Source organism: Oligoflexia bacterium (assembly GCA_034439615.1).
Lineage (GTDB): Bacteria > Bdellovibrionota > Bdellovibrionia > JABDDW01 > JABDDW01 > JAWXAT01.
The window spans coordinates 1-26,845 of record JAWXAT010000009.1 but is presented as its reverse complement, the minus strand read 5'-3'; the positions used below and the strand labels follow the sequence as shown (position 1 = coordinate 26,845).

Below are 26,845 nucleotides of genomic sequence, written 5' to 3'. Positions count from 1 at the left end.
TAATAAATAATCAGGCGTTAGTTTTATAACTCTCATGGAGGAGAAAAAATATGATTCATTCTAAGTGGATTGCTTTTTGTTTTATTGCATTAGGATTAAACTCAACAGCGAATGCTAACAATTTACATTTAATAGATTCAAATCCAACAACTGGCTTTGCAATATATCGAACCAGTCGACCTAGCGAAAAAGACATGAAAGAATTTTGTAAACTTGGAATTCAAGAAATGACAGTTCTTTCTGGAACAGCAGAAAAATATGAATTTAAACATCAAGGTGCTTGCCCAACACTCAAGGTTGTCTACAATGAAAGCCAATCAGCTAAAATTCCGATGAGTGAGAGTTTTTTGCGCGACTTTGATAATTGGGTAAAAGATGCACAAGCCCAAGGCAAAAAGATTGCCTTTCGTTGCAGTTGTGGATGCCACCGCACAGGTCGACTAGCTGCATATTACCAAATGAAATATCAGGGCCTAAGTGTTAAAGAGGCCACCGATGTTATGTATGATCTTGGAAAATGGATGTTTTTGCACCGACAACTTAAGCCTCAAGTACAAGCGCTCAATGACTATATCCATGGACGACCTTGCTCAGTAAAAGAAAAACACTGCGTTGTAAAAAAATAATCACGCTGGGGATTTATAAGTGAAGGTTCACTTACAAACTCCCCTTTCTTCAAACTGATTTATACATTCAATTACACTACATGCAGAAGCTGTGGATGCCTCACAGGCCAACTTAGCCGAAGCCTTCGCACGCCTGCATACGAGTAAGCCCCCATGCCAGTTTCCTTCAAAAACCAGATTCGACTCTGAGTTTTGTAGAATAGCGAAGCATTTTACAGCTCCAAAAGCTGAGCCCGTGATCAAGGTTACAAAAACCATCAAAACTAGATATAATTTTTTCATGAGTTATCTCCCATCTCCTGAATAAAGTTATCCAGCAACTCATATGCCGCCCGCGATCAATACGGGCAATGCCGACAATCATTCTTGCAACATTCACCCTTTTTTAGATGATAGCTTTGGGTAAAAACCATGAGGCCATTTTCGTAATAAAAATCTTCACCCTCGATGAGCCCTCCAATGCCTACTGCAGCTGCTGAAGATTTTGTAAAAGTCTCAAGGCAAGGGGAACACAGACAATCTTTATATTGTTTTGGAATTGGTACAAGAGAGGCTGTTTTCTGACACCAACAGCTCCCCGTTTTTATTCCGCATCCAAATTTCTGACCGCAACGTTCACAGATATTCATTATGGCCTCAATATTGAAAATCCAAATATGTGAATTGATAGATAACAAATCACTCAAGCTTACTAAGTCGTATTAGATTTAATAAGAAAACAGTTAAATCACTGTATGGAGTTTAGACACGTGTTTAAAAAAAGAACAGTGAAACCAATCATGGGCTTATTCATTTTACTCATTAGTTTGGTTGTTTTGCCCGCCAGAGCTGATTCAAATTTTGTAGCATGCAACTTTTTGCTTAATATTGAAGCCTATAAAGATGAAGCCCAATGGATAACACTCTTTATGCCATTAAAAACAATTGCAGAAACAGATTTGAAATTAACTGTTACCGAGTGGTCAGGCAACTGGGCACCTTATGGCTATGCAGACTCAGTATACATCTCAAGCCCTCAAAGCATACTTCTCAACCCAAAAGTCACATTGATTCGCAAGGTGATGGCACTAAGTCGTGAGATGATTCATGCACGAACCGATGCAGAGATTATTAAAACATCTGATGGAATTTCACTCTTAAGAGCACTGCGATTTAAAGCAGCAAGTGGCATTCTAGACCCTCGTTTACCCAAAGATTACTCAACACATTTTCAGTCAGACGAGGCTACAGCATACTCAGATACAGCTCGGTTCACAGAACAACTTGAATACTTAAAAATTAATGTGGGCCAAAAAACAACAGTTGAAATCAAAAAAGACGCTGCCTCATTTGCAAATGTATCTAAGGATTTGCTCAGTTTAGTGATAAATCATTTAGAAAATGCAAAAGACCAGCTAAAATTTAACATATTACCTGCTAGAAAAATTACTCCCGGACTTTTTTATATACAGATTGCAATACCACGAGAAAAAGATCCGTTTAATTTCTATTACCCAATACACATTGACCCGATCACACGTGGGCTAAAATTAGAATGGCCAGAGATTATTACTAAACTAAAAGCTGTACAAAAACAAACCGACGAATTACTGCGATTAGACCTCAGCATATAATATGGAGACACATGAATTACCCCAAATCAAAGACCTTATCTAAGTCTCGAATTATGCGCGGCCTTCAATGCGAGAAGAGTCTGTACCTCACCGTCTTTAAACCAGAACTTGAAGCAAAAGCAGATGCAGCAACGCAAGCCCGTTTTGACGAAGGTAATAAAATCGGAGTATTTGCACAAAAAAAATTTCCCGATGGAGTATTAATTGACGCTGAATATTGGGACACAGATAAATCCATCTACCTTACTCAAGAAGCAATTAAAGCTGGTAAAAATACACTTTTTGAAGCGACATTTAAATTTGAAAACTTCACTGCCCGCATCGATATTCTCACGCGCAAAAATGCAAATTCACCTTGGCATGTGATCGAAGTTAAAAGCTCAACAAAAGTTAAAGATGAACATATTACCGATGTAGCTATTCAAAGTTGGGTTTTAAGAAATGCTGGCTTTAAGGCAGATAAGTTTTCACTCATGCATATTGATAATGCATGCATTGCGCCTGATTTAGATAAACTTTTTAATATTGAAAACATCACAAAACCTGTTGAACTTGCAATTTACAATATTGAGAAAACAATCACGCCTCTCAAACAAATCATCGAAAATGCTATTGAACCAAAAAAAGAAATAGGCCCCCATTGTTATTCTCCCTACGAATGCCCATTTGTCAGTGAATGCTGGAAGCACATCCCAACACCAAGTGTGTTTGATATTCCCGCCATTGGGCAACGAGCGTGGGAGTTTTACTCAAAAGGAATTTTTGAAATCGACAAACTAAAACTTTCAGACTTTAAAAACAAACAACAAAAAGCTGTTGAAGTTTTGCAAACTAAAAAACGTTGGGTTGATGTTCAAAATATCAAAACTTCACTTAAAGAATGGGAATACCCACTTTATTTCTTAGATTTTGAAACCATTGGCAGCGCTTTACCACTCTATGATGGCACGAGCCCCTACCAACAAGTTCCTTTTCAGTTTAGCTGCCATATATTGACCACTGATAACAAACTCACCCACTTTGAATACTTACACAAAGACTCATCAGACCCACGCGACGAATTTGCAAAAGCTTTAGTCAATGGTGTTGGTGAAAAAGGAAGTATCGTTGCCTACAACAAGGCCTTTGAAGCAGGTGTGATGAGAGATTTAGCGGACGATTTTCCAAAATATTCTAAAGCACTTGAAGATTTTGCCTCACGTCTGGTTGATCCGCTACCGATTTTTAGAAACTCAGTTTATGATCCTGCTTTTTTAGGAAGCTTTGGAATCAAAAGTGTAGCTCCTGCTATTATAGGTGAAAAACTCAGTTACAAAAATCTTGAGGTTCAACATGGCGAACAAGCACAACAAGCGTTTATGAAAATGGCTTTTGGAACACTAAAACAAGAAGAAAAAGAAAAGCTCTACCATTCCCTTGTCGCTTACTGCAGACAAGATACGCTGGCGATGGTGGAGCTTGTTCAATGGCTAAGTAAAATTAATTAAAATTCATCATCCATTTTAATCTCAAGAGGCAGTGGTTTTTTGAGATCTTTTTTCAATTCAAATACTGGCAACTCATCTTTAGTCACATACTTTGCACGCCGAGCAAACTCTCTTTGGATTTTGATATCTACTTCAAATTTTTCTCCAAAGTATTTTGCAAACTTCTTTGCCTTGATGCCAGATATGCCACCAAAATTAATGTAAATCTTATTTCCCTGACGAGTAATTAAATTTTCTGGTAACCAACCCTCAAAGTCACCACCGGCTTCTAGCTCCCACTCAGATTTCACTAAAACTTTTGTGCTCACCAAATCTGAAACATCTGAAAGGTCTTCTATAACAAGATTTAAATCCTTAAGTTTTCCTTCAACTTCAATGATTCGCATATTTGCCACTTCAGAATCACGAATGGCATTTATCACAGTATACGTTTTGTGATTACCCAAAACTTCTTGAGAATGTGTATGCCAAAGATTACTTGATCCACGAACCAGAATTTCTTGACCTTCAAGATCTAATTCAAATGAACTTTGAGGGAAATATGAAGGTTGTCGTCTACTATCAAGCCATTTAAATGAAATAGTCTTCATAGTTTTTCCAACCCATTGACTATAGCTATCTTGAACGCGTGAACCCGCTTGAAATAAATTTGCAGCTCCTTGGCGTTGAGCCCAATCATGACGATCAAGTGTTGTGTTACCAGCTAAAATATTTGAAACGGAGATACTTGCACTTGAATTTGTTTCTTCTAAATCTTGTAAGCGCGGAACCAAACGAAGTGTGCCGTAAGATCCATTTACACCGCTTATTCCATTTCTACCAAAATTACCATCACGCCCATCGTTACAGTAATAGCGATGGTCTGTGCAAACTTGGTAAGGCTGTTGCGTTGTTGTGCATGTGCACCCTTGAGAACCCTGTGTGCAACCAACTGGTTTGCAAGTTGTTACACTTTGATAATGTGTTTCGCATTTTCTAATGTACCAAGTTGAAACTTCACAACGACAACCATTGCCAGGAAAATAACCGCCTTGACCACCGTAGGCCCCACGACCAGGGGCTGCATCAACAAGAATTGTTTTTAAATGTGCGGGATTATCGTAATACGCAAGAACATCGCCCCCATCACCACCACTTCCGCCGTGACCACCGTTTCCAGCATCGCCACCCCTAGCCCCGACAAGGTTATATTCTGGTCGACCTTGCCAACAGCTTGATGCGTGAGAACCATTTTCTGCGTTGTAACCCTCACTTCCATCTTCACCTCGTAATACTAAAGACTCGGCTTGACCACTCGCTTTTACGGTGACACTTTGGCCATCGCGACCTTGTTGCCCCGAGGATCCATCTCGGCCATCATAACCATCATAACCAAATTGATATGCGGCCCATGCGACTCCGACGCTGGAAAAAACCGATGCTAATATGAAAACTAAAATGTGTTTTTTCATTTTTCCCCCAAAGTTACCCGCATGCAGGCAAATTCAATTTATACTTTAAACACCGTAACCCCAGTTTATTAAACTGGGTATAAGTTTTCCGTCAGGCTTATCAGGAAATTCATCAGGATTTAGCTCATCTGTGTCATTCACTAAACCCAAAACTTTAATTTTAAGCATTCGGCAAAACCTAGGATCCCACAGGTCTTGTTCCATAAATAAGGCTTCAACATAGTAAGCGCGATACTCTTCTCTAAAAGCCTGACGAGGCCCCCTATAATACACTTTTTCAGATTGGTTCAAAACATGATTCACTTCATGAACTAATGTAGAAGCAAGCAGCAGTGGTGTGTGATCACGAACATTGATATAAATACGATTGCCATAGGCAAAACCTTGAATTGTGTTTTCGATAATTTTTAAAGCTGTAGAATTAGGATTTTGAAGTGTTGAGTAATCTTCAAGAGTAAGTTTATTCGTGCTGACCAGTTCACTAAATTCGATTAAAAAATGCTTATAGTCTTCAAAAGTAAAATCAGAGAACTCATCAACACGAACTTTACCAGATACAATTGAATTATATGTTTCAGTACCAATAGTAGTTCGATGTTCTTTTAGAATGACCAGAGTTTTAGTTACTAAGGTTTCAAACTTAAGAGTGGAATGCAGAGGATTTACTTCAACAACTTGTGCGCTGGCAATAAACGGAAACAGTAAAAATAAGATTTTTAACATACCCGACTCCCCTATATGTAGATGTCTTACCGTGTTGTTTTTAGAGCGTCAACATGATAGTCGTCACTAGATGAGCTCGACCGATAAGTGTGGCGTCTGCCAAAAACATCAAGATCTTAAATCACTGCCCGGTGGAGTAATTTTTGAAAATGACGCGCTCTTTATCGCACATTTTCCATTACTCGAAAATCAACCAAACCCCTATTTTGGTCACATCATTATTGAGCTTAAGAGACACATTACTCGCCCTTCAGAACTAAACGAAAATGAAGCTAAATATTTAGGTATATGGATTCAAAAAATTAGTGCCGCTTTAGAAAATATTTTAAACGCCGAGCATGTTTATATATTTCGCATCGGAGATAAAACACCACACCTGCATTTTCATATTGTTCCCCGTTATGCCAACACTCCAAAAGAAGTCTGGGGAACTGGAATATACGAATGGCCGATGGCTCGGCGAGCGCAAACACGTGAACTTATCGAAATTTCTGATGGGCTTCGAAAATTTCTCTGTCATTAATATGATCAACTTTAACAGAGCCAACCTTGAATAATTTTCAAACGCCGCAACTTTAAAGCTGTATTGTTGTGATTTACCTAAGTTTAAAGTATTGTTCGTTTCACTATGAAAAAACTTTTATTTGCCGTCATTATTTCCTTATTGTTTGTACCGTATGAGTCTCATGCTGGGAAAAAAGATAAAAAACATATCGCTGAAAATTGTAAAGCCACCCTCATGCAAGCTCAAACTCCTTTTGGTAATGAAAAAGTTAAACAGCCAAAATCAATTTTTGGAAAAAACAAACTACTCTCCTTACGGGGTTTTGAACTCCAAACATTAATTCGCCCTGATACAAAACTTAGTAATCATGAGGCTTTTATAGATCTTATGGAAGCGTCAGGTGACGTTCTTAATTATGAAGTTGAGTCGAGAGATTTTGAGAAAAAAGGGGTCATGAGTCTTGCTGATAAACTACCCGACGGCAGCACGCTTCAACTTGAATACCTAACTGATGGTCGCTATCAAAATAGAGCCATGTTTAGACTCAATAAAATTACACTCGTTAAGAAAAATGGAAAAGAAATCGTGCTTAATAATAAGCCTGTGATTGATCACGGCACTGAACTCAAACTTGATGAGTTCGAGAAGTCTCGCTATCTCTGGTTAGTTGAGCAGAGCGAAAGACCACAAGGCCCAGTTGATGTTAAGACAAAAGTTATTTCAGAAGAACAAACTAAAAAAATATTAAAAAAGCTTAAGAAAAACGAATTTGACCGTTCAAAAGATCGCGATCTCTTTGATAATATTCGGGCAAATTACGATAAACTTAATGAGGCTGACAGAAAAGCCCTTAATGAACTACTCCCCCAATCAACTTCACAGACTGGCGAAACAACACAAAGCCCCGAGCTCAAAATCTACTATGCACCTGTAATTATTTATGGTCCGGTTCTCTGGAGATTTTTAGTTTGGGCAAAACACCGCTTTGACCCAGATTTAATTTATGCTTCAGAACTAAGATTATTTAAGGCGAATTATGATCTTAAGCAATTTACCTGGTTTAAAAATCACCCCAAACTAGAAGAAAAGCTAAAGCAATGGTTTATTAAACATCCAAGAGCTTACGAAGAATTTAAAATTGCATTAATTGATATTCAGGTTAAAAAATTCTATTGGTTTAAATACCAGCCACGTTTTATCCGAAAATTCCTAATGACAAAAGCACTTAATGTTTATGGTAAATGGACTGTTACAATTGCTACATTTGCCGGGATTACTTTTATTATGAGTAAAATTTTTGGATTCGGCATTGATGTTAACTTACCTATACGTATGACGTTTCCTGAGAAAGACCCTGTGGAATACAACATTCCCGCTGAGACGGCTCCCACGCTAAGTACAGTTTCAGGGCTTGTTGAAGATATGAAAGTGGTATCAAAACGAAACGCTCAAGGTGCGCTTGAATATTCCATTACCCTTAGCGAAGTATCAAAGATAATCGTTATTACTCAGTACGGTGTTTCGGTAGACGGTAAACCACCCTCGATGTCTACCAAACTCATTGAAGCTGAGAAAGCACCAGCAGAATATGAACAAGCACTTTCTGAGTTTAATAGTTTAAGCGAAAAAGCTGATTCAAAGCTTAATAAATGACACGCCAACGAGCCATTTTACTCTTAACATTGACAGCTTTACTTTGGAGTCTTGGCGGAATCTTTATAAAATCAATTCACTGGAACCCACTGGCAATCGCAGGCATTCGAAGTGCGGTTGCGGCATGTTTTCTTTTTGCATGTACGAAAAAATTTAAATTTACTTGGAGCAAATTACAATGGAGTACAGCGATCGCTTATGTAGCGACCGTTATTCTTTTTGTATCCGCTACAAAATTGACCACCGCTGCCAACGCTATTTTACTTCAATATACGGCACCCATCTATGTGGCCATTTTTAGTTATTGGTATCTTAAAGAAACCGTAACGCGTTTTGATTGGCTAACAATTGTAATCGTCATTTGCGGAATGACCATCTTTTTTGTGGATAACTTATCGACTGAGAATTTTTTAGGCAATATTTTAGCCATTGCTAGCGGAATCAGTTTTGCTTGGCTTACATTGTTTTTAAGAAGACAAAAGGGAATATCTACTACTGAATCAATTTTTCTAGGAAACATCCTGACATTTCTCATAACACTTCCTTTTATGTTTCAAGCACCACTTAATGCCACAGGCTGGTATTTACTTATCGCTATGGGGATCATCCAATTGGCATTACCCTATTTTTTATACGCAAAGGCTATTATTCACGTGACAGCTTTAGAAGCCATTTTGGTTCCAGTTATTGAACCGGTTTTAAATCCTATTTGGGTTTTTCTGATTAACGGAGAGGAACCTTCAAAAGCTGCATTTATTGGCGGGACAATTGTTATTGGAGCCGTAACAGCCAATGCGATTTATAAATCAAAAAAGAAAAAATCATAATCATCACTGCACTTCAATTTTGATAAATCTAACTCTCATACTATCTAAACTTGCATTTTGCTCTAAGAAAGTACCTACGATAAAACCATCAGCGGTAATTTCTCTTGCCCCACCAACTCGATTAATTGAAGCACCCACCGGGAGTTTTGCACTTCGAGCATAATCTAGCCACGTTTGCCCGTTGTTATGGCTAACAAGCACAATAATTTCGTCATTTGTGTCAGGTGAAGTTACATAATAAATAGGGCTATTTGATAAATTCTTTTTGGTCGCAAAAAAACCAAACATATTACTAGCACCTAGAGTACTTCCTTTTAAATCTCTACTTTGAATGTCTGAGGTAAAATTTGTAAGATCATAGCGAATATAATTTTTGCCATAAACAAAATGTGCTTTATTATTTTTTACCGTAAAACTTGCAAGCCACGCAAATTCAGTATGATCTGTAAAACTAATGCGATCAGTAGGCCCGCTATCATCAGAAACTATTGGCAGAGATAAAACTTGGCCGTTAGGTTTTTTCCAAATGCTTCGATTATTATCACGAGACATTACAAAGTGTATTGAGCGATATTTCCAACGAGCTGATACAGTCCAGGCCAAATAGAGTGCACCATCGGATGCTAAGTAAAATTGTGGATAACTAGCTTGCGGAAATGTGGCAGGTAACTCACTATCAGCCGGTTCAGGGCCAGGTTGTGTTAATTCAATTCCGTTAGAGCCATTTAAAACGTTGCCATTCATATCAAGTACGTAGAATTTAATATTACTCACATGTGCTGCGTAATAAAACTTACCTTGTGCTTGGTCATATATAAATGAAAACTTTTGCGCTGATCCGCCAGCTATTATTTTAGATATCACTGGTGACGCGAAATTATTTGCAGATGTAAATTTTAAAAAATGAGCATCACCATTAGCCCAATTGCCATGCATTAAATAAATATTTCCATTTTCATCAGTTTCAACAACCGGAGAAAATGTAGTCACGTTTGAAGTAAATAAAGTACTCCAGCTTAAGCCTCCATCAACACTTATTGATAGATGCCAAGTTATTGCATTCACAAGAGCGGGATCATTTGAATTAGCCCATTGTATATGTGTTGTGAATAATCCATGCGCGTTAGAAACGATTTTTTGATTATAACTGGCAAATGTTGATTTGTTATAATTTACACCGGTGGCAAGATTAGACATTGTAATATTTTTTATCAGAGGACGAACTCCACGTATTTGCTTTGAAGCTTGTGTCATGCCCCCTCGATGATCGCTTACTGTTACAATAGCTGTGTATGCTTCACCATCAGTAACATTACATGTTGCTGTACTTGCAGTACCTGTTGCACAACCGCTCCACAAATAAGTCAAAATATCATTCTCATCATCAGTCGCGATTGCTGTGAAGTCTGCATCACATGGGTAAAAACAGTTTTCGCCAGTTACTACTGCAGTTGGTGGATGATTAAGCCCAATCACGCTCTCAGTAACTTGAGTTACTCCACCACGATTATCAAACACCCTAACCGTTGCCACCACTGGAACAATAAAACTAACATGGCAACTTATTGTTCGCCCCGTACCCACTGAACAACCTGACCATTGATAACTTAAAGTATCACCGTCGGGATCCGTCGCATGAACCGTAAAAGTTGGATCGCACGGATAAACACATGAACCAGACTTTACAATAAAAGCTGTTGGCGGACGGTTTTGTGGTTGTCCAACTTCAGTAGCCACTTGCGTTCTTCCGCCGCGATTATCTGTAACAGTTAAGATTGCAATTACGAGTTGGGAGTTACTCATAGCACAAGTTGCTGTCGTAGAAGTCGCAGGAGTACCTGCGGCACAACCGCCCCAAGTGTTAGTGAGTATGTCGTTATCATCATCAGAGACAGTTGCAATAAAAGTAACTGTACATGGAGCACTACAATGGGGAGGTGATGCTAAAGAAACAATTGGCGCATGATTAAGTGGAAGACCTTCAATTTTTGATGAAACAGTGGCTTCACCACCGACACCATCACTAACAGTTACAGATGCTTCTACAAATCCCAGACTTGTGACCTGACATGTGCCAGTTGATAAATTTCCAAATGCGCAACCACTCCATAATATTTCTAAATCATCTCCATCAGCATCAAATGCAGTTACCGTAAAAGTTGCCGTACACGGAAAATTACAATCACCGGAATTACTAATTGAAACTGTTGGCGCTTGATTTGTAATTGCAGGGTTAAGGGGTAGTGAACCTTGTGTGCTTTGGGATTTTGTTTTAAATCCGCCAGGCGAACAATTTTGATAAGAAATAAACAACGGTGAAATGAATAAAAAAATCATCACCCGTTTTAAAAATTGTATATTCGATAAATGTTTCCACTTTTTCAGTAAAAACACCTTAAACGCTGCCATATTTGTTTATCGGCTAATCACCACCTAAACTTAAGCCCTGGTAAATATTTAAGTATATGATATCAAAGAGCTTTTTATGATTTAAAAGATTGTGATCGATAAGTTTTACATAAACCTGGGTCACTTCGGGCAAAATGCCTCAACTTCATCCACATATGACTCTTTTGAATTTCTAAGATATCCCTAAAACGAAATCCTACACTGCTTCTAAGCTGTTTTTTAAATTTAAATAGTAAACTTTTATCTGGTACGTAAACTGCACTGGATGATTTGCAGTTCTCAGTTAGTAGTAAAGGATTTAAATTGTATGAATGGCACACGCAAAATTTTATTAGTCGAAGATAATCTCGCCGATGCCTACCTTACAAAACATGTTTTAAACAGTGGTACGGTTGAATGTGATATTCAAGTGGTACATGATGGTGAAGCCGCAATTAATTATCTCTTAAATAGAGAAAATGGAATTCAGATTCCTGACCTAGTTATTTTAGATCTTAATCTTCCGAAAAAAGATGGGCGAGAAGTTTTAAAAGAAATCAAAAATCATCCTAAACTGCGCAGAATACCTGTTTTAGTTTACAGTACTTCTAGTGCTGTAATTGACATCAGCCAGTGTTATGACCTTCATGCAAATTGCTATTATAAAAAACCATTTCATTTAGATGATTTAATTTTAATACTCAGATCTGTAGAGCAAGACTGGTTGAAATTTGCCCAACTACCGACGAAAGATGCCCTAGAAGTACACACCACTGTTTCTTAGTGATCATAAAACTCGACTTTGATCTGAATTCACACAAGTTTTACTCTCCCGCCTTGAATCATCTCTCCAAAACCCGCAGACTTATATAAATACTAAAACTTCCGGGGAAATTTAAATGCATTTGATATTTATCGCCATGACCATCGTAATTTTTTCTAGTACCACCCAAGCTGATGCCATTAAAGCTTGTGAAAATGCCAAAGTTGGAATGAGTAATAAAAAACACTGCGAAGAAGAGGCGGCTCAATCTGTAGCCATTCAATGCTCAGAGGGCTTGCCCGCTTTAAAAGCCATCATGCCCATTCAAAATAAATGTTATGACAAAGCCAAAGCAATTTATTCAAAAAATAAAGAAAAGATCAAAACCATTCGGGGCAATAGATTACCCGCTTCTGATCATAAAAACTAACTTCAAAAAATTTAAGTCATTCACAAAGCAAAAGATTTAATCAACTTTTGAGCAATTGGATTTTCAATTTTTCTCGACGCTGCAATCAACCATATTTCTTCATAGACATTTGGCAAAATACCAAGCTTCACAAGCTTTCCGTCACCTGCAATTTCTTGAGCCGCTGGTTCAGAAAGTGGCAACAAACCAACTCCAGCAACACCTAAAAGTTTTTGAACACTCGTATCTTGAGTTTCAGCAACACGATTGAGCTGAAGATTATTGAGTTTAAAAAAATGTTCTAAATCGTGACGCAATTTACTGTGAACAGTAGGCAATACAATGGGTTGGCTATTAAGTGATTTAGGAAAATTATTTTTTAGATTTTTATATTTTTCGGCACCACACATATACACCTGTAACTTTGCAATACTCTTTGCATAAAGACCTTGCTGATCACTCACAGGCGGAGGGTAGTTAGACAAAATTAAATCTAGATGATGAGTGGTTAATTCACGAAATAGCTCATCTCCCTTACCTTCTAAAATACTCAAGGTGCAATTCCCTAGGCCGTAGGCATACTGTGCCATTTTAGAAATAATATATTTAGGCACACTATCTAATGCCCCGATTTGAATATGCACATGACTTTTAACCAATCGATCTTGGAGCGCTTCAACCATTTCTTCGCCAGTATTGAAAATCTCAGTAGCGTATTCCAGCGCTATGCGGCCAGCTTCTGTAATAATAAGTTTTCTATTACGCCGTTCAAAGAGCTGAACACCCAAAGCATTTTCAAATTGTTTCAATTGCGTACTCAATGTAGGTTGACCTAGACTTAATTTGATTGAGGCTTTGGCAATAGAGCCTTCGTGAGCGATAGTTCTAAAATAATAGAGATGATGATAATTTAGCCAGGTCATTGACAAATCCCTCATAATATACACATTGTTTAAAACGAACTGAATATACTATTTTATCTATTTTAAGTAATGAAAAAAACACTATAGTATAGATGTTAGTTTGACTTGAAAAAAGGAAGGTACCCCATGGCAATTGCAAAACGGATATTTCTATTTTTATTAGTGAACATCTTGGTCATGACCACGATTTCAATCGTGCTCAATGTTCTTGGCGTTCGTTATTACATCACAGAAGCAGGCATTGATTACGGTCAGCTGATGGCCTTTTGTCTCGTCTGGGGTATGGGTGGCGCTTTTATTTCATTAGCACTTTCGCGTGTAATGGCGAAGTGGCTCATGGGAGTAAAAATCATTGATGAGACGGTTTCAAACTCAGAACTTCAATGGTTAGTTCGAAAGATTCATGAACTTGCCCGTCATGCCGGAATGAGCACAATGCCTCAGGTCGGAATCTATGAAAGCCCTGAAGTAAATGCGTTTGCCACAGGCCCCACAAAAAATAGAGCGCTCATTGCAGTTTCATCTGGGCTTATGAGCCAAATGGACCATCAACAAATTGAAGGTGTCTTGGCCCATGAAGTTTCACACGTTACAAATGGTGACATGGTTACAATGACTCTCATTCAAGGGGTTGTGAACGCGTTTGTTATGTTCTTAGCTAGAATCATTGCTTTTGCTATCAGCCAAAATGCAAAAGAAGAATCACGACACATGATTCATATGCTGACTGTAATTGTTCTTGAGATTTTCTTTAGTATCTTAGGCGCATTTGTTGTTTCTTATTTCTCAAGGCTCAGAGAGTTCAGAGCAGATAGCGGCGGAGCACGCCTTGCGGGTCGTGAAAAAATGATCGCAGCATTACGCGCTTTACAACGCCGTCATGGAATTCAAGAAAATGAAGAGCAAGCTCAACCTGCAATTGCCAGTCTTAAGATATCTGGTAAGTCGCGAGGTCTTTTTGCATTGCTTTCTACTCATCCACCACTTGAAGAACGAATTGCCCGCCTACAAGAAGCTCGATAATTTAGATAGCGGGGCATCTCAAATGAGATGCCCCGCACTTATATAAATTACATAGCACGTCATTAATAATCCTAACCAAATCTTAAAATTAGCATCTCAACATCTGACTTAAATTGCCTCTTATAGAAATAGCCGAGTATAAAGGCTAAAACCTACTGGAGGACTTATGCGTCGATTTTTGATAACTTTTTTGACATTAATTTTCACAGCTGTAATGTTTGCTTCTACTGCATTTGCAGCTACCGAAATCACAGGTGCAGGGGCCACGTTTCCCTACCCGCTTTATTCAAAATGGTTTTCTGAATATCAAAAGGTAAATAAAGAAGTACAAATTAATTATCAATCCATCGGAAGTGGTGGTGGCATTCGTCAGTTCTTAGAAAAGACCGTAGATTTTGGCGCATCAGATGCTCCCATGACAGATGAGCAATTAAAAAAATCTCCAGTTACCGTTCACCATATTCCTACAACATTAGGTGCTGTTGTACTGACCTACAATCTTGTTGAAGTTAAGGGTGATTTAAAACTCGATGGTGAAATCATCGCTGATATTTTCTTAGGAAAAATCACAAAATGGAATGACCCACGACTTGTAAAACTCAATCCTACTTTAAAACTTCCTGATCAAGCACTTATGGTGGCTCATAGATCAGATGGAAGTGGGACAACAAATATTTTTGCAGATTACCTCGCAAAAGTAAGCCCTACTTGGAAAGAAAAAGTAGGAGTAGGAACCGCACTTAACTGGCCCGTTGGTCTTGGCGGCAAAGGTAACGAAGGCGTTGCTGGCCTTGTTAAACAAACACCAGGAAGTATTGGTTATGTTGAATTAATTTATGCTGCTTCAAACAAACTTCCTGTAGCTTCAGTGAAAAATAGAGCTGGAGTATTTGTAAAACCTGAAACCAAAGCGGTTACGGCTGCAGCTGCAAATTTTCTTAAGAAAACTCCTAAGAAAGATTTTCCCGAAGATTTCCGTATGTCGATTACCGATGCTGAAGGCAAAGACTCGTATCCTATTAGCAGTTTTACTTATCTTTTAGTTTACGGAAAACAAAATGGTATTAAAGGATCAAATTTGGTGAAATTCTTAAACTGGGCAATCTACGATGGTCAAAAATTAAGTGCGGCTTTAGAATATGCACCATTGCCAAAAGAATTGGTTACTAAAATTGATGCTAAAATTAAAAAGATTGAAGTTACGAAGTAAAATCGATGTTTAGTAAGAAAAAAAAACAACCAAAAGACGTTCACTTCGGTGACCGACTTTTTGCGACCTCGATGCGTACAGTTGCGCTCGGGGTCGTATTGTTTTTAGTGCTCATTACAGTATTTTTGTGGGGCACTGCAAAACCAGCATTTCAAAAATTTGGCTTTGGGTTTATTACATCCACTGCTTGGGATCCAGTACAGCATAATTACGGAGCACTCCCGGTAATATTCGGTACGATTGTTTCTTCACTGATCGCAATTTTAATTGCAGCTCCTCTTAGCGTAGGTATCGCACTTTTTTTAAATGAACTTGCCAATAAAAAAATTGCAACAGTTGCAGGATTTCTCGTGCAAATGTTAGCAGCTATCCCGAGTGTTGTTTATGGACTATGGGGAATTTTTGTTTTAGCTCCTTGGCTCCGAACCACAGTTGAACCAATGCTGGCAAAAACACTTGGCTTTTTGCCCCTCTTTCAAGGCCCTCCTTACGGCGTGGGAATGCTCGCCGCTGGAATTATTTTAGCCATTATGATTACACCAACGGTGTCTTCTATTTCTCGTGAGGTTTTTAAAGCAATTCCACGATCTCAACGTGAAGCGGCCCTTGCTCTAGGAGCAACAAGTTGGGAAACAATGTCGATTGCAGTTTTAAAAAGTTCAAAAACCGGAATCATGGGTGCCATCATTTTAGGTCTGGGTCGAGCACTTGGAGAAACAATGGCTGTTACGATGGTCATTGGTAATCGAGCTGAAATTTCTGCATCACTATTCGCCCCAGGGCAAACAATGGCAAGTGTTATCGCTAATGAATATGCAGAAGCAGTAAGTGATGAACATTTATCTGCCTTAGCAGCTATTGGATTAACTCTTTTTGCTGTTACATTTGTGATTAATAGTTTGGCTCGTGTATTTGTTTGGCGCGTCACCAAAGCTCAAGGAACATCCCGATGAGCGATACAAATGAATTATCAGCCAATACTGTTTTAAAAAACAAACCCGATCGACGAACACGAATCGAAACTCGCACTGGTCAACTTTCTAATAAACTTCCTGTTACTTTTAAAAAAAGAAAAATTAAAAATTTTCTGATGTGCTCACTCTTATTTTCAGCAACCATTGTTGCATTGATTCCGCTATTTAGTGTGTTTTGGTATGTGATGTCCCGTGGATTACCTGCCCTTAATTGGTCATTTTTTACTGCCCTTCCCGCTCCCGTTGGAGAACTTGGAGGCGGTATGGCCAATGCACTCGTAGGAACACTCATTCTTATTGGACTTGCATCTTGTGTTGGCATTCCGTGGGGATTAGCTACAGCCATTTATTTATCAGAATATGGAAACGGAAAATTAGGGCATATCATTCGCTTTAGCACTGATGTGCTTTCAAGTATTCCTTCAATTGTCATTGGTCTTTTTGCCTATGCCGTAGTTGTTATGCCCATGGGAAGATTTTCTGCAATTGCAGGGGGTTTAGCCCTTGGTGTTTTGATGATACCCACAGTTGCACGTGGTGCTGAGGAGCTTCTTAAACTTGTTCCGCAACATATTCGTGAAGCGGGCCTTGCATTGGGATTACCACGTTGGAAAGTGATTTTACGAATTGTATTACCTGGAAGTATGAGTGGCATAGCAACTGGAATCATATTAGCTATTGCCCGTGTATCTGGTGAAACGGCTCCATTAATATTCACAGCTTTGAATAACCGCTTTTGGGCAAAATCACTTGATCAACCCATTTCATCTTTACCCGTTCAGATATACACGTATGCTATTTCTCCATACGAAGATTGGCATAATCAGGCGTGGGCCGGGGCATTTGTACTTGTGATGCTTGTTTTTTGCATGAATCTTTTAACTAGACTTTTGTTAATGAGAAACCAATCTGCTAGTGGCAGTCGGGAGTAGTATTTAATGGAAACGCCAAATTCAAAACCCATATTTGAGGTAAAAAACCTCAATGCATATTTCGGCGAAGTCCATGCAGTTCGTAATATCAGCATAGACTATCACCCAAATACAGTGACAGCGATCATCGGCCCTTCGGGCTGCGGTAAATCTACTTTCATTCGATGCTTAAATCGTTTGCATGAAGAAGTGCCGGGAGCTTCAGCAACTGGAAGTGTGGTTCTCGAAGGAAAAGATATTTATGGTAAAGGTGTTGACCCCGTTCAGCTTAGACGTAATATCGGGATGGTATTTCAAAAGCCAAATCCGTTTCCTGCATTTTCTATTTTTGACAATGTGGCTATCGGTTTAAGACTAGCGGGTGTGAAACGCCGCAATGTTCTTAAAGACATCGTCGAAAGAAGTTTGATTCAATCGGCCCTTTGGGGGGAAGTAAAAGACAAACTTCACGCTCCAGGTACTAGTCTCTCAGGTGGACAACAACAAAGACTTTGTATCGCCCGAGCGTTAGCAGTTGAACCACGTATACTTTTAATGGACGAACCCACCAGTGCACTTGACCCGATCTCTACTGCTAAAATTGAAGAATTGATGACAGAATTAAGAAAGACAGTTACCGTTATTATTGTTACACACAACATGCAACAGGCCGCTCGAATTTCAGACCACACGGCATTCTTTCTTTTGGGCGAACTCATAGAGTTTGGTAATACTTCCCAGATTTTCACTAAACCAAAAGAGAACAGTACCGAGCGTTATATTACAGGGAGGTTCGGATGACAGAACGACATTTCGACACAAGTTTAAGAGAGCTAAAAGAACAACTTCTCTCTATGGCTGGGTATGTCGAGCGAGCAATCGAAAATGCTACACAAGCACTTATTGAGGGCAGCCTTCATAAGCTTGATTTAGTATTTGAGATCGAAAAAAAGGTAAATCAAGCTCACATCGACATTGATGATGGTTGCTTAAAACTCTTAGCCCTTCAGCAGCCACTTGCAAAGGATCTTCGATTAATTATCGCCATTCTAAAAAGCAATACAGATCTTGAGCGCATGGGTGACCAAGCCGTTAATATTGCGCACAATGCGGGTCGATATTTAAAAGGCCTACCGATTAAGCCTTTGATTGATATTCCTAAAATGTCCACCGAAGTTAGATTTATGGTGCGCGAATCATTTGATGCCTTTGTTCAAAGCTCAGAAGAACTTGCCCGTGATGTTTTGAAACGTGACGATAAGGTTGATGCTTTTAAAAATAAAATATTTACCGATATTATTGAACATCTAAAAACCAACAGCCAAGATGTAGAGCAAGGCTTAAATCTCATTTTAGTAGCACGTAATCTTGAACGCATTGGTGATCACGCTACAAATATTGCAGAAGATATTATTTTTGCTATTACTGGCGAAGACATTCGACATTCTCCACGACCTGAATCAATTAAGGAGTCGTTGAAATGATGGATCAGTCATTGAACAATCCTCAAGTCTTAGTTGTAGAAGATGAAAAAGATGTTCGTGATTTAATGCTTTTACACCTTAACCGTGAAGGTTTACGCACCATTGAAGCTGAAGATGGTGAATCAGCAATTAAACTCATTCAAAATAATGACAATGCACTCATCATCTTAGATTGGATGTTACCTGGTGTTTCAGGTCTTGAAATTTGTAAACGGGTTCGTCAACTCAGTGACGCAAAATCTCAAGTACCGATTTTAATGGTCACAGCCCGTGCAGATGCGGCTGATATGGTTTTGGGTTTAGAGATGGGCGCTGATGATTACGTCACCAAACCTTTTGAAATTTCTATTTTCTTAGCTCGCGTGCGTGCCTTGTTAAGAAGGGCAAAGAGTCTTTTAGAACCAAAGACAAACAAACAACACATCGGCAACTTAACCATTAATGTAGATGCCCATGAAGTAACCTGTGCCTCTATAAAAGTAGATCTAACACCATCAGAATTTAAATTATTATCAGCCCTCACAGAAAATCGTGGGCGTGTTTTATCTCGTGAAAATTTAATCAAGCTTGTTCAAGGTCAGGGTGTAGCTGTTATTGATCGCACCGTGGACACCCATATTTTTGGACTCAGAAAAAAATTGGGAGATTGTGCAGACGTGGTTGAAACGATTCGTGGGATTGGTTATCGCATTAGGAGTTAAGTGAAAAAGAATAAGCTGTTTAGCCAATCAAGTTTTCCATGGCGTATATTTTTTCGCATGGTACTTATTCAGACTTGTCTTGTGGTTGCAGCACTTGGCGCATCTGGACTCGCTGCTCGTTATTTTTTCAAACAAAAATATATCAATCAAGTAGCCGAGCAACTCCACGACACTCTCGTTGGCTTGTCGCCGGATCTCAATCGCGCTAATGCCCGTACGTGGTGCACCCACCGCACCAAAGAAGGCACAATGCGCTTTTTAATTATGTCAAGCTCAGGCGAAATTCTGTGTGACTCTCAACCTAACTATGGAAATTTAGGAAACCTTGCTTTGCGTAAGGAAATTCTAGACGCACAACTAAACACATACGGCTTTGATTTTAAATTTGATCGCAAGAATAGTGATAACAGTCTTAATGGTGCACTCTATTTAGGGCCAGAAGAATTGATTCTCTGGGGTGCAGTTTCTTTAAACTCTTTACGTGAAACCCTCAAACTCTTTGATAATTCACTAACACTTATTTTACTTTTGGTAGCATCAATTTTCATGGCCCTTGCGATTTGGTCAGCAAGACGCATGGTGTTTCCGTTGGGCCGCCTTTTAGTTAAAACAAAAAATGCTCTGGCGCAAACCGATCACTCAGAAAATTCAGAGATTGATCCTGAAACATTAGAAACAGATTCTTTTGGAGAATGGTCTGATCTTGAATTTTCAATTGATAAAATTAGAACTGATCTCAAACTCAAATCTGAAAGCTTAAATAGAGAGCGTGAAGAACTAACCACTCTCATGTCAGCAATTTCTGATGCTATTTTAGCCGTTGACCAAGAAGGCGTTCCACTTTTCTTTAACACACGCTTTGCCCTCCTCTTTGGTAACGAAGAGCAATTACAAAAAAGAAATATTAGATTGTGGGAAATGTTTAGAGCCCCTGAAATCTTAGAAGCTTTTAAAGCTGCACTTAATCGAGGTACATCAACTTCAGTTAAGGCTATTGAAATTGAGCAAACAAATAATACTAAACAATTCTTCTCACTTTCTGTGGCACCCTTGAGAAAACAAAACAGCGAGATTTACGGAGCTGTGGGAATATTTCATGATGTCACAGAACTAAAAGGTGCAGAGCAAATCAGAATTGATTTCGTAGCCAATGTTTCCCACGAACTGCGCACTCCATTAACAGCAATTAAGGGTTATACCGATACAATAGTTGAAGACAGCAAACGCGGAATTCAACCCAAACAAGAATTTTTAGATGTTATTTCAAGAAATGTTAATCGCTTAATGGCACTCATTGGCGATTTGTTAGATCTCTCAGCTCTTGAGTCAACCGATGTGCTTCAAAAAGCGCAAGTCCGCACACAAGAAGTTACGGTTCGCGTTCTTAATCAGCTTCAAGGAAATTTTGAAAGCAAAAAACAAATTGTAACCACTCATGTTGACGCACAAATTGTTTACGCTGACCCACGACGCCTTGAACAAGTACTCGTAAATCTTTTAGATAATGCGCATAAGTACACACCTATAGGGTGTGCATTAGAAGTTAGCTGGACTCAAGAACGCCATGATGTCGTGCTTAAAATCAAAGACCATGGCCCTGGAATTCCCCCCGAACATCATTCACGACTCTTTGAGCGATTTTATCGTGTCGATAAAGCGCGCTCACGTGAACAAGGTGGTACAGGCCTAGGCTTAGCTATTGTGAAGCACATCATGCAACGTCACGGCGGATCAGCGTCAGTCGAGAGCCAATTAGGCCATGGCGCTACTTTTATTTGTCGCTTTCCCATTTGATCACACTTCATGGCGAGTTAACCCAATGCGAGTCATTGTGACTCTCTCTATTCCTTTTAAATTAAAATAAACGTGTTCTGACTCGGTCCAGATGTTGCTCAAGTAACATATGACAGAGGAATGATTGTTAAAAATTTTTACGAAAGGGAAACACAATGTCTATTTTAATGACTTTGCTAGTTGGTTTGATCGTTGGTGTTATCGCTAAGTTTATGATGCCAGGCCGTGATCCAGGTGGTTTTATTGTCACCGCACTTCTTGGTATCGTTGGTGCTTTTCTTGCCAGCTACTTAGGTCAAGCTATGAATTTCTACGTTGCAGGCGAACCCGCAGGTTTTATCGCATCAGTAATTGGTGCCATGCTTGTGTTGTTTATTTATCGCTTAGCAGTTGGTCGTAGAACAGTAGTTTGATTTTAAAAATAAAAATATAAGAGCGAGTGAATCAGCTGATCACTCGCTTTTTTTTAGCCCTTCACATCTTGTGAAAGCATATCTGCCCAAACAGCGGCAACGAGAACCACACCTTTTACGATGTATTGCCAAAAAGGTTCAATGCTCGCCAAACTCATTCCGTTGTTAAGACTTTCCATAACAAGGGCTCCAAGTATTGCGCCCAGAACACTTCCTTTACCACCCATGAGACTTGTTCCGCCTATAACACATGATGCGATGGCGTCGAGTTCAAGAAGTTGCCCTGAATCAGGCGAGGCACTACCTACACGGGCTGTGAGAATAATTCCGCCTATAGCAGAGAGCAGCCCCATCAATACATAAATACTTAGAGTGCGAAATTTAATATTAATACCTGATAAAAATGCAGCATCACTATTGCCGCCAATCGCATAAATATGGCGACCCCATGTAGTTCTTGTAGCTGCTAGATATACGATGATCATAAGACCTATCATTATTAAAACAGGAATAGGTATACCCTCATAACTAGCGAGTACAGCCATTGAGCTCAAAACAATAAATGCGAGGCCAAGCAGTTTTAAAATAAATTTTGAAAGTGGTGTTGATTCAAGCCCCGATTTTATTTCTGATTGGCGACCCCAAATAAGTGCTAAGCATGTGACCATCAAAGAAAAAATACAAATGATCCAACCTGCTTTTGCATTCACATACCCTGTACCCATGGTTTGAATCCAGCCGGCCTCAAGTGGAATTGTTTCGTTTTTAGTAACCATCATGGCAGCTCCGCGAAAAGCCATCATGCCGCCAAGTGTGACAATAAAAGATGGAATGCGCTGATAACTTAAGAGATAGCCGTTCATCAGACCAATCAGCGCACCTGCACTAAGTGCTATTGCCACAGAAACTGAAGGTGAATAACCCATTTTTGTATTTGCGACCGTTAAGATTGCACCTAAAAAACATACAACTGAACCCACAGAAAGATCTATATGACCGGCCACTATAATAAGAACCATTCCGATTGATAAAATAGAAGTCACCGACATCTGTCGCAAAAGATTAGACAGATTGCGCGCTTGTAAAAAAGCCCCATCTGTCTGAACTTCAAAAATCGCCCAGATCGCAAATAGTGCAAAAACCATGGTGTATGTTCTTAATGATTTTTTAAAATTCATTACATCCTCACTGTCGCCTGGGCCATGATTTTTTCTTGGGTCGCATCTGCACACAAAAACTCACCCGAAATACGCCCCTCACTCATCACAATTATACGATCACTCACACCCAAAATTTCAGGTAACTCTGATGAAACCATAACGATAGCTAAACCTTGAGCCGCCAATTCATTCATGAGCTGATAGATTTCAGCTTTAGCACCTACATCTATGCCCCGCGTAGGTTCATCTAAAAATAAAACTTTAGGCGTTGTCATAAGGCATTTAGCGATGACTACTTTTTGTTGGTTACCACCACTTAAACTTTTAACTGGGGCTTGAATCGATGATGCTTTAATGTGTAAATCTTTAAGTTGCTTGAGTGCATAAATTCGTTCTGCTTGAAAATTTACTATTCCTAATTGTGAAATTTTATTAAGGCCCGCAAGGCTCATATTTTTTGCCACAGTATCTTCTAAAACCAAGCCATGACGTTTTCGATCTTCCGGCAAAAGCGAAAGCCCCGCTTTTATCGCATCGTGAGGCGAAGAAATTTTTAATAACTCACCATTGAGATAAACTTCACCTTGGGTCTTACCAAGTTTCACACCAAAAATAGTTTGCAAAAACTCTGTACGCCCAGCTCCCATAAGGCCCGAGATACCTAAAATTTCTCCACGCTTAACGACAAAACTTGCATTATTTAAAATATATTTTCCGGGCATATTTGTGTTTGCGACTGTAAAGTTTCTAGCTTCAAATAGTACATCCCCTATTTTACGAGTAAGACGTGGATAAAAATCTTTAAGTTCACGCCCAACCATATGGGAAATAATAATATCTTGAGTCGCTTCACTAAGCTCTAGTGTTTTTACTGCCCTACCATCTCTTAAAATAGTGATTCTATCTGACACGTCTAATACTTCATTAAGTTTATGAGAGATAAGTACACATGTGACGCCGCGGTTTTTAAGATCTTTTAAAAGTTTTAATAAAATTTCAATTTCATCTTTTGCTAAAGCCGATGTGGGTTCATCAAGTACAAGAATGCTGGGGTTATGGCTCAGAGCTTTTGCGATTTCGACAAGTTGTTGTTGCCCGATGCCCAAATGTTTTACAGGTGTTAGCGGATTAATTTTAAGCCCTATTGAATCAAGTAATTTTTTAGTTTTAGTGTAAAGAGTGTTCCAATCGATGAATCCTAACGAAGAAGGTTCTCGGCCAATAAAAATATTTTCTCCAATGGTCATCTCAGGAATAAGTGATAGCTCTTGATGAATAATGGCAATTCCAGCTTTTTCACTATCACGAATACCTTTGTACTCTTGGGTCTTGCCATTAATTAGCACATCCCCTGAATATGAACGATGAGGATAAAATCCTGCCAAAATTTTCATGAGTGTGCTCTTGCCAGCACCGTTCTCACCACACAGTGCATGAATTTCGCCTTGTTTTACGTTAAAAGAAACAAGGTTAAGCGCTCGGACACCCGAGAACTCCTTTGAAATTCCACGCATTTCAAGAAGCACATTGTCAGTCATGAATTTTATTTGCGTTTAGCGACGTTTTTGTAAACAGCTTCACGAGGATGAAAACCATCTTTAACCACTGTTAAGTCGATATTATTTTTATCAACTTGAATTGGCTTAATTAATAAAGATGGAACTTCTTTTTTACCATTATTGATTGTTGTATTGGCTACAACAGCTTCGCCTTTAGCCAAAGCAACTGCAGATTCAGCTGCTTTATAGGCAAGGGCTTGGATGGGTTTGTAAACAGTCATGCTTTGTGTGCCTTCAACGATACGTTGACATGCAGTTAGATCAGCGTCTTGACCAGAAACCATTACTTTGCCAGCAAGATTTTGTTGTTTGAGTGCAGATATAGCACCACCGGCTGTTCCGTCATTTGAAGCTACAATTGCTTGAACATTATTATTGTTTTTACTTAGAGCATTCTCCGTGTGCTTCAATGCCTCACTCGCTTGCCACTCACGAGCCCAAGCGTCTGTTACAATTTTAATATCGCCACGGTCAATGGCCGGTTGAAGTGCTTGCATTTGACCTTTTCGTGCAAGTTTTGCGTTTGAATCAGTGGGTGAACCACCAATCAACACGAAATTTCCTTTTTTCACATGCTCAACTAGATAAGCGGCTTGAAGTCGTCCTACTTCAACTGGGTCAAAAGATAAGTAGAGATCTACATCTGAATTTTGAATCAAACGGTCATAGCTTACGACTTTTTTACCAGCTTTGTGAGCGGCTACTACTATCGATGCGGCTACTACACCGTTATGGGGAACCACAACTAAAACATCTACACCTTGGGTGAGTAGATTTTCTGCTTGGCTGAATTGCAAAGCATCGTTTCCATTGGCTGATTGAACTAGAACCTCGGCCCCTAGCTCTTTTGCACGTTTCACAAAAAGATCTCGGTCACGTTGCCAACGCTCTTCTTTGAGAGTGTCCATTGAAAGGCCGATGCGAATTTTCTTATCAGCACCGTGAGCTGAAAAACCGATTAATGAGGCAAACCCAATTGCTAAAATCTTTGTAAACATCGTGTGATCTCCTATCGAACCAAGTCTTCATGTTCATAGACCCCACCTCTTAGACTGTCAACATTTCAAAACCACAACTTAGCCGTGCAGTTTTTTCTTGGAATGCTGAGCCCAATGAGTCATAAGAAGCCTGGGTAATTTTTATGGGGAACTTTGATGTACAGCATGCGAACCTTTTTATTCATTGGTATTTTTTTAAGTATAGTCACCATAAATTTTCCGGCACATTCACAGACAAAACAATACCCAAAGAGCTTTCTCTGGGGTGCAGCTTTCTCTGCCCACCAAACTGAGGGCGTAACTGGTGGCGGTGAAAACGGCGACTGGTATCAATTTGAGCATCCTGCTACCGAAAATTCACCCATCGCTAACGGCGATAATGCTGATTTGTCTATTGATCACTGGAACCGATACGAAGACGACCTTCAAGCTGCAAAAAGTACCGGTCTAAATACCATTCGCATTTCATTATCGTGGGAAAAAATTGAACCCCAACCTGGCATTTTTAACTCTGAAGTGATGGCTCATTATAAAACAGTGCTTAAGAGAATGCGCGAGTTGGGTCTAAGACCAATGATATCGCTTCATCATTTTACTCACCCCATTTGGTTTAATCAAAATGGTGGATGGCTTTCAGCTCAAAGCCCCGAGTATTTTGCACGCTATGCTCAATATGTTGCTCAAAACTTAAGTGACGTCTGTGGACTTTGGATGACCTTTAATGACCCGATGGGTTTTATACATTTGGCGTATGTGAATGGTGAAATACCTCCACATAAAAAAGGTCTCAGTAACGGTTTTGAAGCGGCCTTTAACACGGTACGGGCTCATCGTTTAGCTGTGTATGCTTTTCACAAAGCCAGAAGTACAAACAATGTGGGTGTTGCCTATGGGTTTAAGCTTTTTGATCCTTTTGATCTCAAAAATGAACAAGACGTTCGAGCAGCAAAAGAGCTTTCAGAAATAAGTAACTGGGCCTGGCTCAGAGCTACAGAAACAGGACACTTAGAATTTCGTTACACACAACCTGGAATTATTTGGGATAAACAAATTATCTTCCAAAGAAATATTCTGACAAGTGAGATGATATTGCATGCTAAAATTGATTGGCTCGGTGTAAATTTTTACGATCACTCTCTTGTACGCGGAACTACAAAACCTATTCCGTTTGAACTCATAAACACCCAAGGACTCGAGGGTGACAACGGATCAACACTCGCTCCCCAAGCACTTGAGAAAATCACACGCCT

At 39.3% G+C, this 26,845-nt stretch carries 27 protein-coding genes; 18 read left to right on the top strand and 9 right to left on the bottom strand.

What is annotated here, in order from left to right:
* Positions 1–50: 50 nt before the first annotated feature.
* Positions 51–626, top strand: a complete 576-nt coding sequence (locus tag SGI74_02475; GenBank protein ID MDZ4676349.1) for a dual specificity protein phosphatase family protein — start codon at positions 51–53, stop codon at positions 624–626.
* A 27-nt stretch (positions 627–653) separates the two neighbouring features.
* Here the strand turns inward: SGI74_02475 and SGI74_02470 are convergent, their stop codons facing one another.
* Both SGI74_02470 and SGI74_02465 read right to left on the bottom strand, forming a co-directional pair.
* The gene (locus SGI74_02470; protein MDZ4676348.1) at positions 654–908 is read right to left on the bottom strand and encodes a hypothetical protein; all 255 of its coding nucleotides are present in this window, start codon (positions 906–908) and stop codon (positions 654–656) included.
* 56 nt (positions 909–964) lie between these two features.
* Positions 965–1,255 carry a cysteine-rich CWC family protein gene (locus SGI74_02465; protein ID MDZ4676347.1) on the bottom strand — a complete coding sequence of 97 codons (291 nt, stop codon included), beginning with the start codon at positions 1,253–1,255 and terminating at the stop codon, positions 965–967.
* A gap of 120 nt (positions 1,256–1,375) precedes the next feature.
* On the opposite strand from SGI74_02465, the gene SGI74_02460 reads away from it, so the two are divergent.
* Both SGI74_02460 and SGI74_02455 read left to right on the top strand, forming a co-directional pair.
* Positions 1,376–2,239 carry a hypothetical protein gene (locus tag SGI74_02460; GenBank protein MDZ4676346.1) on the top strand — a complete coding sequence of 288 codons (864 nt, stop codon included), beginning with the start codon at positions 1,376–1,378 and terminating at the stop codon, positions 2,237–2,239.
* A gap of 11 nt (positions 2,240–2,250) precedes the next feature.
* Positions 2,251–3,726 carry a DUF2779 domain-containing protein gene (locus SGI74_02455; GenBank protein MDZ4676345.1) on the top strand — a complete coding sequence of 492 codons (1,476 nt, stop codon included), beginning with the start codon at positions 2,251–2,253 and terminating at the stop codon, positions 3,724–3,726.
* Here the strand turns inward: SGI74_02455 and SGI74_02450 are convergent.
* Positions 3,723–5,177, bottom strand: a complete 1,455-nt coding sequence (locus SGI74_02450; GenBank protein MDZ4676344.1) for a hypothetical protein — start codon at positions 5,175–5,177, stop codon at positions 3,723–3,725. The genes SGI74_02455 and SGI74_02450 overlap by 4 nt on opposite strands.
* Positions 5,178–5,222: 45 nt before the next feature.
* Positions 5,223–5,900: a hypothetical protein gene (locus tag SGI74_02445; protein ID MDZ4676343.1), complete on the bottom strand. Its 678-nt coding sequence runs from the start codon at positions 5,898–5,900 to the stop codon at positions 5,223–5,225.
* A 70-nt stretch (positions 5,901–5,970) separates the two neighbouring features.
* On the opposite strand from SGI74_02445, the gene SGI74_02440 reads away from it, so the two are divergent.
* From SGI74_02440 to SGI74_02430, 3 genes are all read left to right on the top strand, one after another.
* Positions 5,971–6,423: an HIT domain-containing protein gene (locus tag SGI74_02440; protein MDZ4676342.1), complete on the top strand. Its 453-nt coding sequence runs from the start codon at positions 5,971–5,973 to the stop codon at positions 6,421–6,423.
* A 105-nt stretch (positions 6,424–6,528) separates the two neighbouring features.
* Positions 6,529–8,058, top strand: coding sequence for a hypothetical protein (locus tag SGI74_02435; protein MDZ4676341.1), 1,530 nt, complete (start codon positions 6,529–6,531; stop codon positions 8,056–8,058).
* Positions 8,055–8,885, top strand: coding sequence for an EamA family transporter (locus SGI74_02430; protein MDZ4676340.1), 831 nt, complete (start codon positions 8,055–8,057; stop codon positions 8,883–8,885). The genes SGI74_02435 and SGI74_02430 overlap by 4 nt, the downstream gene beginning before the upstream one ends.
* A gap of 3 nt (positions 8,886–8,888) precedes the next feature.
* Here the strand turns inward: SGI74_02430 and SGI74_02425 are convergent, their stop codons facing one another.
* A complete protein-coding gene (locus tag SGI74_02425) occupies positions 8,889–11,222 on the bottom strand; it encodes a hypothetical protein (GenBank protein ID MDZ4676339.1) in 2,334 nt (777 codons plus the stop codon).
* Positions 11,223–11,601: 379 nt separating this feature from the next.
* Between SGI74_02425 and SGI74_02420 the strand changes: the two genes are divergently transcribed.
* Positions 11,602–12,057, top strand: coding sequence for a response regulator (locus tag SGI74_02420; GenBank protein ID MDZ4676338.1), 456 nt, complete (start codon positions 11,602–11,604; stop codon positions 12,055–12,057).
* Positions 12,058–12,172: 115 nt separating this feature from the next.
* Complete coding sequence (locus SGI74_02415; GenBank protein MDZ4676337.1) at positions 12,173–12,466, top strand: hypothetical protein; 294 nt, start codon at positions 12,173–12,175, stop codon at positions 12,464–12,466.
* A 20-nt stretch (positions 12,467–12,486) separates the two neighbouring features.
* Here SGI74_02415 and SGI74_02410 read toward each other — a convergent pair whose 3' ends face one another.
* Positions 12,487–13,368, bottom strand: a complete 882-nt coding sequence (locus tag SGI74_02410) for a LysR family transcriptional regulator (GenBank protein MDZ4676336.1) — start codon at positions 13,366–13,368, stop codon at positions 12,487–12,489.
* A gap of 126 nt (positions 13,369–13,494) precedes the next feature.
* Here SGI74_02410 and htpX point away from each other — a divergent pair, with 126 nt between their 5' ends.
* The 9 genes from htpX (at position 13,495) to SGI74_02365 (ending at position 21,878) form a co-directional block, all read left to right on the top strand.
* Positions 13,495–14,391 carry a protease HtpX gene (gene htpX / locus SGI74_02405; protein MDZ4676335.1) on the top strand — a complete coding sequence of 299 codons (897 nt, stop codon included), beginning with the start codon at positions 13,495–13,497 and terminating at the stop codon, positions 14,389–14,391.
* 166 nt (positions 14,392–14,557) lie between these two features.
* Positions 14,558–15,601 (top strand): phosphate ABC transporter substrate-binding protein PstS, encoded by a 1,044-nt coding sequence (gene pstS, locus SGI74_02400; protein MDZ4676334.1) that lies wholly within the window; start codon positions 14,558–14,560, stop codon positions 15,599–15,601.
* 5 nt (positions 15,602–15,606) lie between these two features.
* Positions 15,607–16,554 carry a phosphate ABC transporter permease subunit PstC gene (gene pstC, locus SGI74_02395; GenBank protein MDZ4676333.1) on the top strand — a complete coding sequence of 316 codons (948 nt, stop codon included), beginning with the start codon at positions 15,607–15,609 and terminating at the stop codon, positions 16,552–16,554.
* The gene (gene pstA, locus SGI74_02390) at positions 16,551–17,507 is read left to right on the top strand and encodes a phosphate ABC transporter permease PstA (GenBank protein ID MDZ4676332.1); all 957 of its coding nucleotides are present in this window, start codon (positions 16,551–16,553) and stop codon (positions 17,505–17,507) included. The genes pstC and pstA overlap by 4 nt, the downstream gene beginning before the upstream one ends.
* A gap of 6 nt (positions 17,508–17,513) precedes the next feature.
* Complete coding sequence (pstB, locus tag SGI74_02385) at positions 17,514–18,287, top strand: phosphate ABC transporter ATP-binding protein PstB (protein ID MDZ4676331.1); 774 nt, start codon at positions 17,514–17,516, stop codon at positions 18,285–18,287.
* Positions 18,284–18,970: a phosphate signaling complex protein PhoU gene (phoU, locus tag SGI74_02380; GenBank protein MDZ4676330.1), complete on the top strand. Its 687-nt coding sequence runs from the start codon at positions 18,284–18,286 to the stop codon at positions 18,968–18,970. The genes pstB and phoU overlap by 4 nt, the downstream gene beginning before the upstream one ends.
* Positions 18,970–19,671, top strand: coding sequence for a response regulator transcription factor (locus SGI74_02375; GenBank protein MDZ4676329.1), 702 nt, complete (start codon positions 18,970–18,972; stop codon positions 19,669–19,671). The genes phoU and SGI74_02375 overlap by 1 nt, the downstream gene beginning before the upstream one ends.
* Positions 19,672–21,465 (top strand): ATP-binding protein, encoded by a 1,794-nt coding sequence (locus tag SGI74_02370; GenBank protein MDZ4676328.1) that lies wholly within the window; start codon positions 19,672–19,674, stop codon positions 21,463–21,465.
* Positions 21,466–21,620: 155 nt separating this feature from the next.
* Positions 21,621–21,878 (top strand): GlsB/YeaQ/YmgE family stress response membrane protein, encoded by a 258-nt coding sequence (locus SGI74_02365; GenBank protein ID MDZ4676327.1) that lies wholly within the window; start codon positions 21,621–21,623, stop codon positions 21,876–21,878.
* Positions 21,879–21,931: 53 nt separating this feature from the next.
* Here SGI74_02365 and SGI74_02360 read toward each other — a convergent pair whose 3' ends face one another.
* From SGI74_02360 to xylF, 3 genes are read right to left on the bottom strand one after another with little or no spacing between them, the layout of a single operon-like run.
* Positions 21,932–23,056 carry a sugar ABC transporter permease gene (locus SGI74_02360; protein MDZ4676326.1) on the bottom strand — a complete coding sequence of 375 codons (1,125 nt, stop codon included), beginning with the start codon at positions 23,054–23,056 and terminating at the stop codon, positions 21,932–21,934.
* Positions 23,056–24,576 carry a xylose ABC transporter ATP-binding protein gene (locus tag SGI74_02355; protein ID MDZ4676325.1) on the bottom strand — a complete coding sequence of 507 codons (1,521 nt, stop codon included), beginning with the start codon at positions 24,574–24,576 and terminating at the stop codon, positions 23,056–23,058. The genes SGI74_02360 and SGI74_02355 overlap by 1 nt, the downstream gene beginning before the upstream one ends.
* A 5-nt stretch (positions 24,577–24,581) precedes the next feature.
* Positions 24,582–25,595 carry a D-xylose ABC transporter substrate-binding protein gene (gene xylF / locus SGI74_02350; GenBank protein ID MDZ4676324.1) on the bottom strand — a complete coding sequence of 338 codons (1,014 nt, stop codon included), beginning with the start codon at positions 25,593–25,595 and terminating at the stop codon, positions 24,582–24,584.
* Between the two features lie 165 nt (positions 25,596–25,760).
* Here xylF and SGI74_02345 point away from each other — a divergent pair.
* On the top strand, positions 25,761–26,845 hold a 1,085-nt coding region (locus SGI74_02345; protein MDZ4676323.1), incomplete at its 3' end, for a family 1 glycosylhydrolase.

What these genes read in the sequence shown, in the direction of transcription:
- SGI74_02470 (MDZ4676348.1), bottom strand. Translation starts at nt 908, where the DNA reads ATGAAAAAATTATATCTAGTTTTGATGGTTTTTGTAACCTTGATCACG.
- SGI74_02375 (MDZ4676329.1), top strand. Translation starts at nt 18,970, where the DNA reads ATGGATCAGTCATTGAACAATCCTCAAGTCTTAGTTGTAGAAGATGAA.
- SGI74_02455 (MDZ4676345.1), top strand. Translation starts at nt 2,251, where the DNA reads ATGAATTACCCCAAATCAAAGACCTTATCTAAGTCTCGAATTATGCGC.
- SGI74_02415 (MDZ4676337.1), top strand. Translation starts at nt 12,173, where the DNA reads ATGCATTTGATATTTATCGCCATGACCATCGTAATTTTTTCTAGTACC.
- SGI74_02365 (MDZ4676327.1), top strand. Translation starts at nt 21,621, where the DNA reads ATGTCTATTTTAATGACTTTGCTAGTTGGTTTGATCGTTGGTGTTATC.
- SGI74_02465 (MDZ4676347.1), bottom strand. Translation starts at nt 1,255, where the DNA reads ATGAATATCTGTGAACGTTGCGGTCAGAAATTTGGATGCGGAATAAAA.
- SGI74_02410 (MDZ4676336.1), bottom strand. Translation starts at nt 13,368, where the DNA reads ATGACCTGGCTAAATTATCATCATCTCTATTATTTTAGAACTATCGCT.
- SGI74_02430 (MDZ4676340.1), top strand. Translation starts at nt 8,055, where the DNA reads ATGACACGCCAACGAGCCATTTTACTCTTAACATTGACAGCTTTACTT.
- SGI74_02445 (MDZ4676343.1), bottom strand. Translation starts at nt 5,900, where the DNA reads ATGTTAAAAATCTTATTTTTACTGTTTCCGTTTATTGCCAGCGCACAA.
- SGI74_02425 (MDZ4676339.1), bottom strand. Translation starts at nt 11,222, where the DNA reads ATGATTTTTTTATTCATTTCACCGTTGTTTATTTCTTATCAAAATTGT.
- pstS (MDZ4676334.1), top strand. Translation starts at nt 14,558, where the DNA reads ATGCGTCGATTTTTGATAACTTTTTTGACATTAATTTTCACAGCTGTA.
- SGI74_02435 (MDZ4676341.1), top strand. Translation starts at nt 6,529, where the DNA reads ATGAAAAAACTTTTATTTGCCGTCATTATTTCCTTATTGTTTGTACCG.
- SGI74_02440 (MDZ4676342.1), top strand. Translation starts at nt 5,971, where the DNA reads ATGAGCTCGACCGATAAGTGTGGCGTCTGCCAAAAACATCAAGATCTT.
- SGI74_02360 (MDZ4676326.1), bottom strand. Translation starts at nt 23,056, where the DNA reads ATGAATTTTAAAAAATCATTAAGAACATACACCATGGTTTTTGCACTA.
- SGI74_02475 (MDZ4676349.1), top strand. Translation starts at nt 51, where the DNA reads ATGATTCATTCTAAGTGGATTGCTTTTTGTTTTATTGCATTAGGATTA.
- SGI74_02355 (MDZ4676325.1), bottom strand. Translation starts at nt 24,576, where the DNA reads ATGACTGACAATGTGCTTCTTGAAATGCGTGGAATTTCAAAGGAGTTC.
- SGI74_02450 (MDZ4676344.1), bottom strand. Translation starts at nt 5,177, where the DNA reads ATGAAAAAACACATTTTAGTTTTCATATTAGCATCGGTTTTTTCCAGC.
- SGI74_02420 (MDZ4676338.1), top strand. Translation starts at nt 11,602, where the DNA reads ATGAATGGCACACGCAAAATTTTATTAGTCGAAGATAATCTCGCCGAT.
- pstA (MDZ4676332.1), top strand. Translation starts at nt 16,551, where the DNA reads ATGAGCGATACAAATGAATTATCAGCCAATACTGTTTTAAAAAACAAA.
- pstB (MDZ4676331.1), top strand. Translation starts at nt 17,514, where the DNA reads ATGGAAACGCCAAATTCAAAACCCATATTTGAGGTAAAAAACCTCAAT.
- xylF (MDZ4676324.1), bottom strand. Translation starts at nt 25,595, where the DNA reads ATGTTTACAAAGATTTTAGCAATTGGGTTTGCCTCATTAATCGGTTTT.
- pstC (MDZ4676333.1), top strand. Translation starts at nt 15,607, where the DNA reads ATGTTTAGTAAGAAAAAAAAACAACCAAAAGACGTTCACTTCGGTGAC.
- htpX (MDZ4676335.1), top strand. Translation starts at nt 13,495, where the DNA reads ATGGCAATTGCAAAACGGATATTTCTATTTTTATTAGTGAACATCTTG.
- phoU (MDZ4676330.1), top strand. Translation starts at nt 18,284, where the DNA reads ATGACAGAACGACATTTCGACACAAGTTTAAGAGAGCTAAAAGAACAA.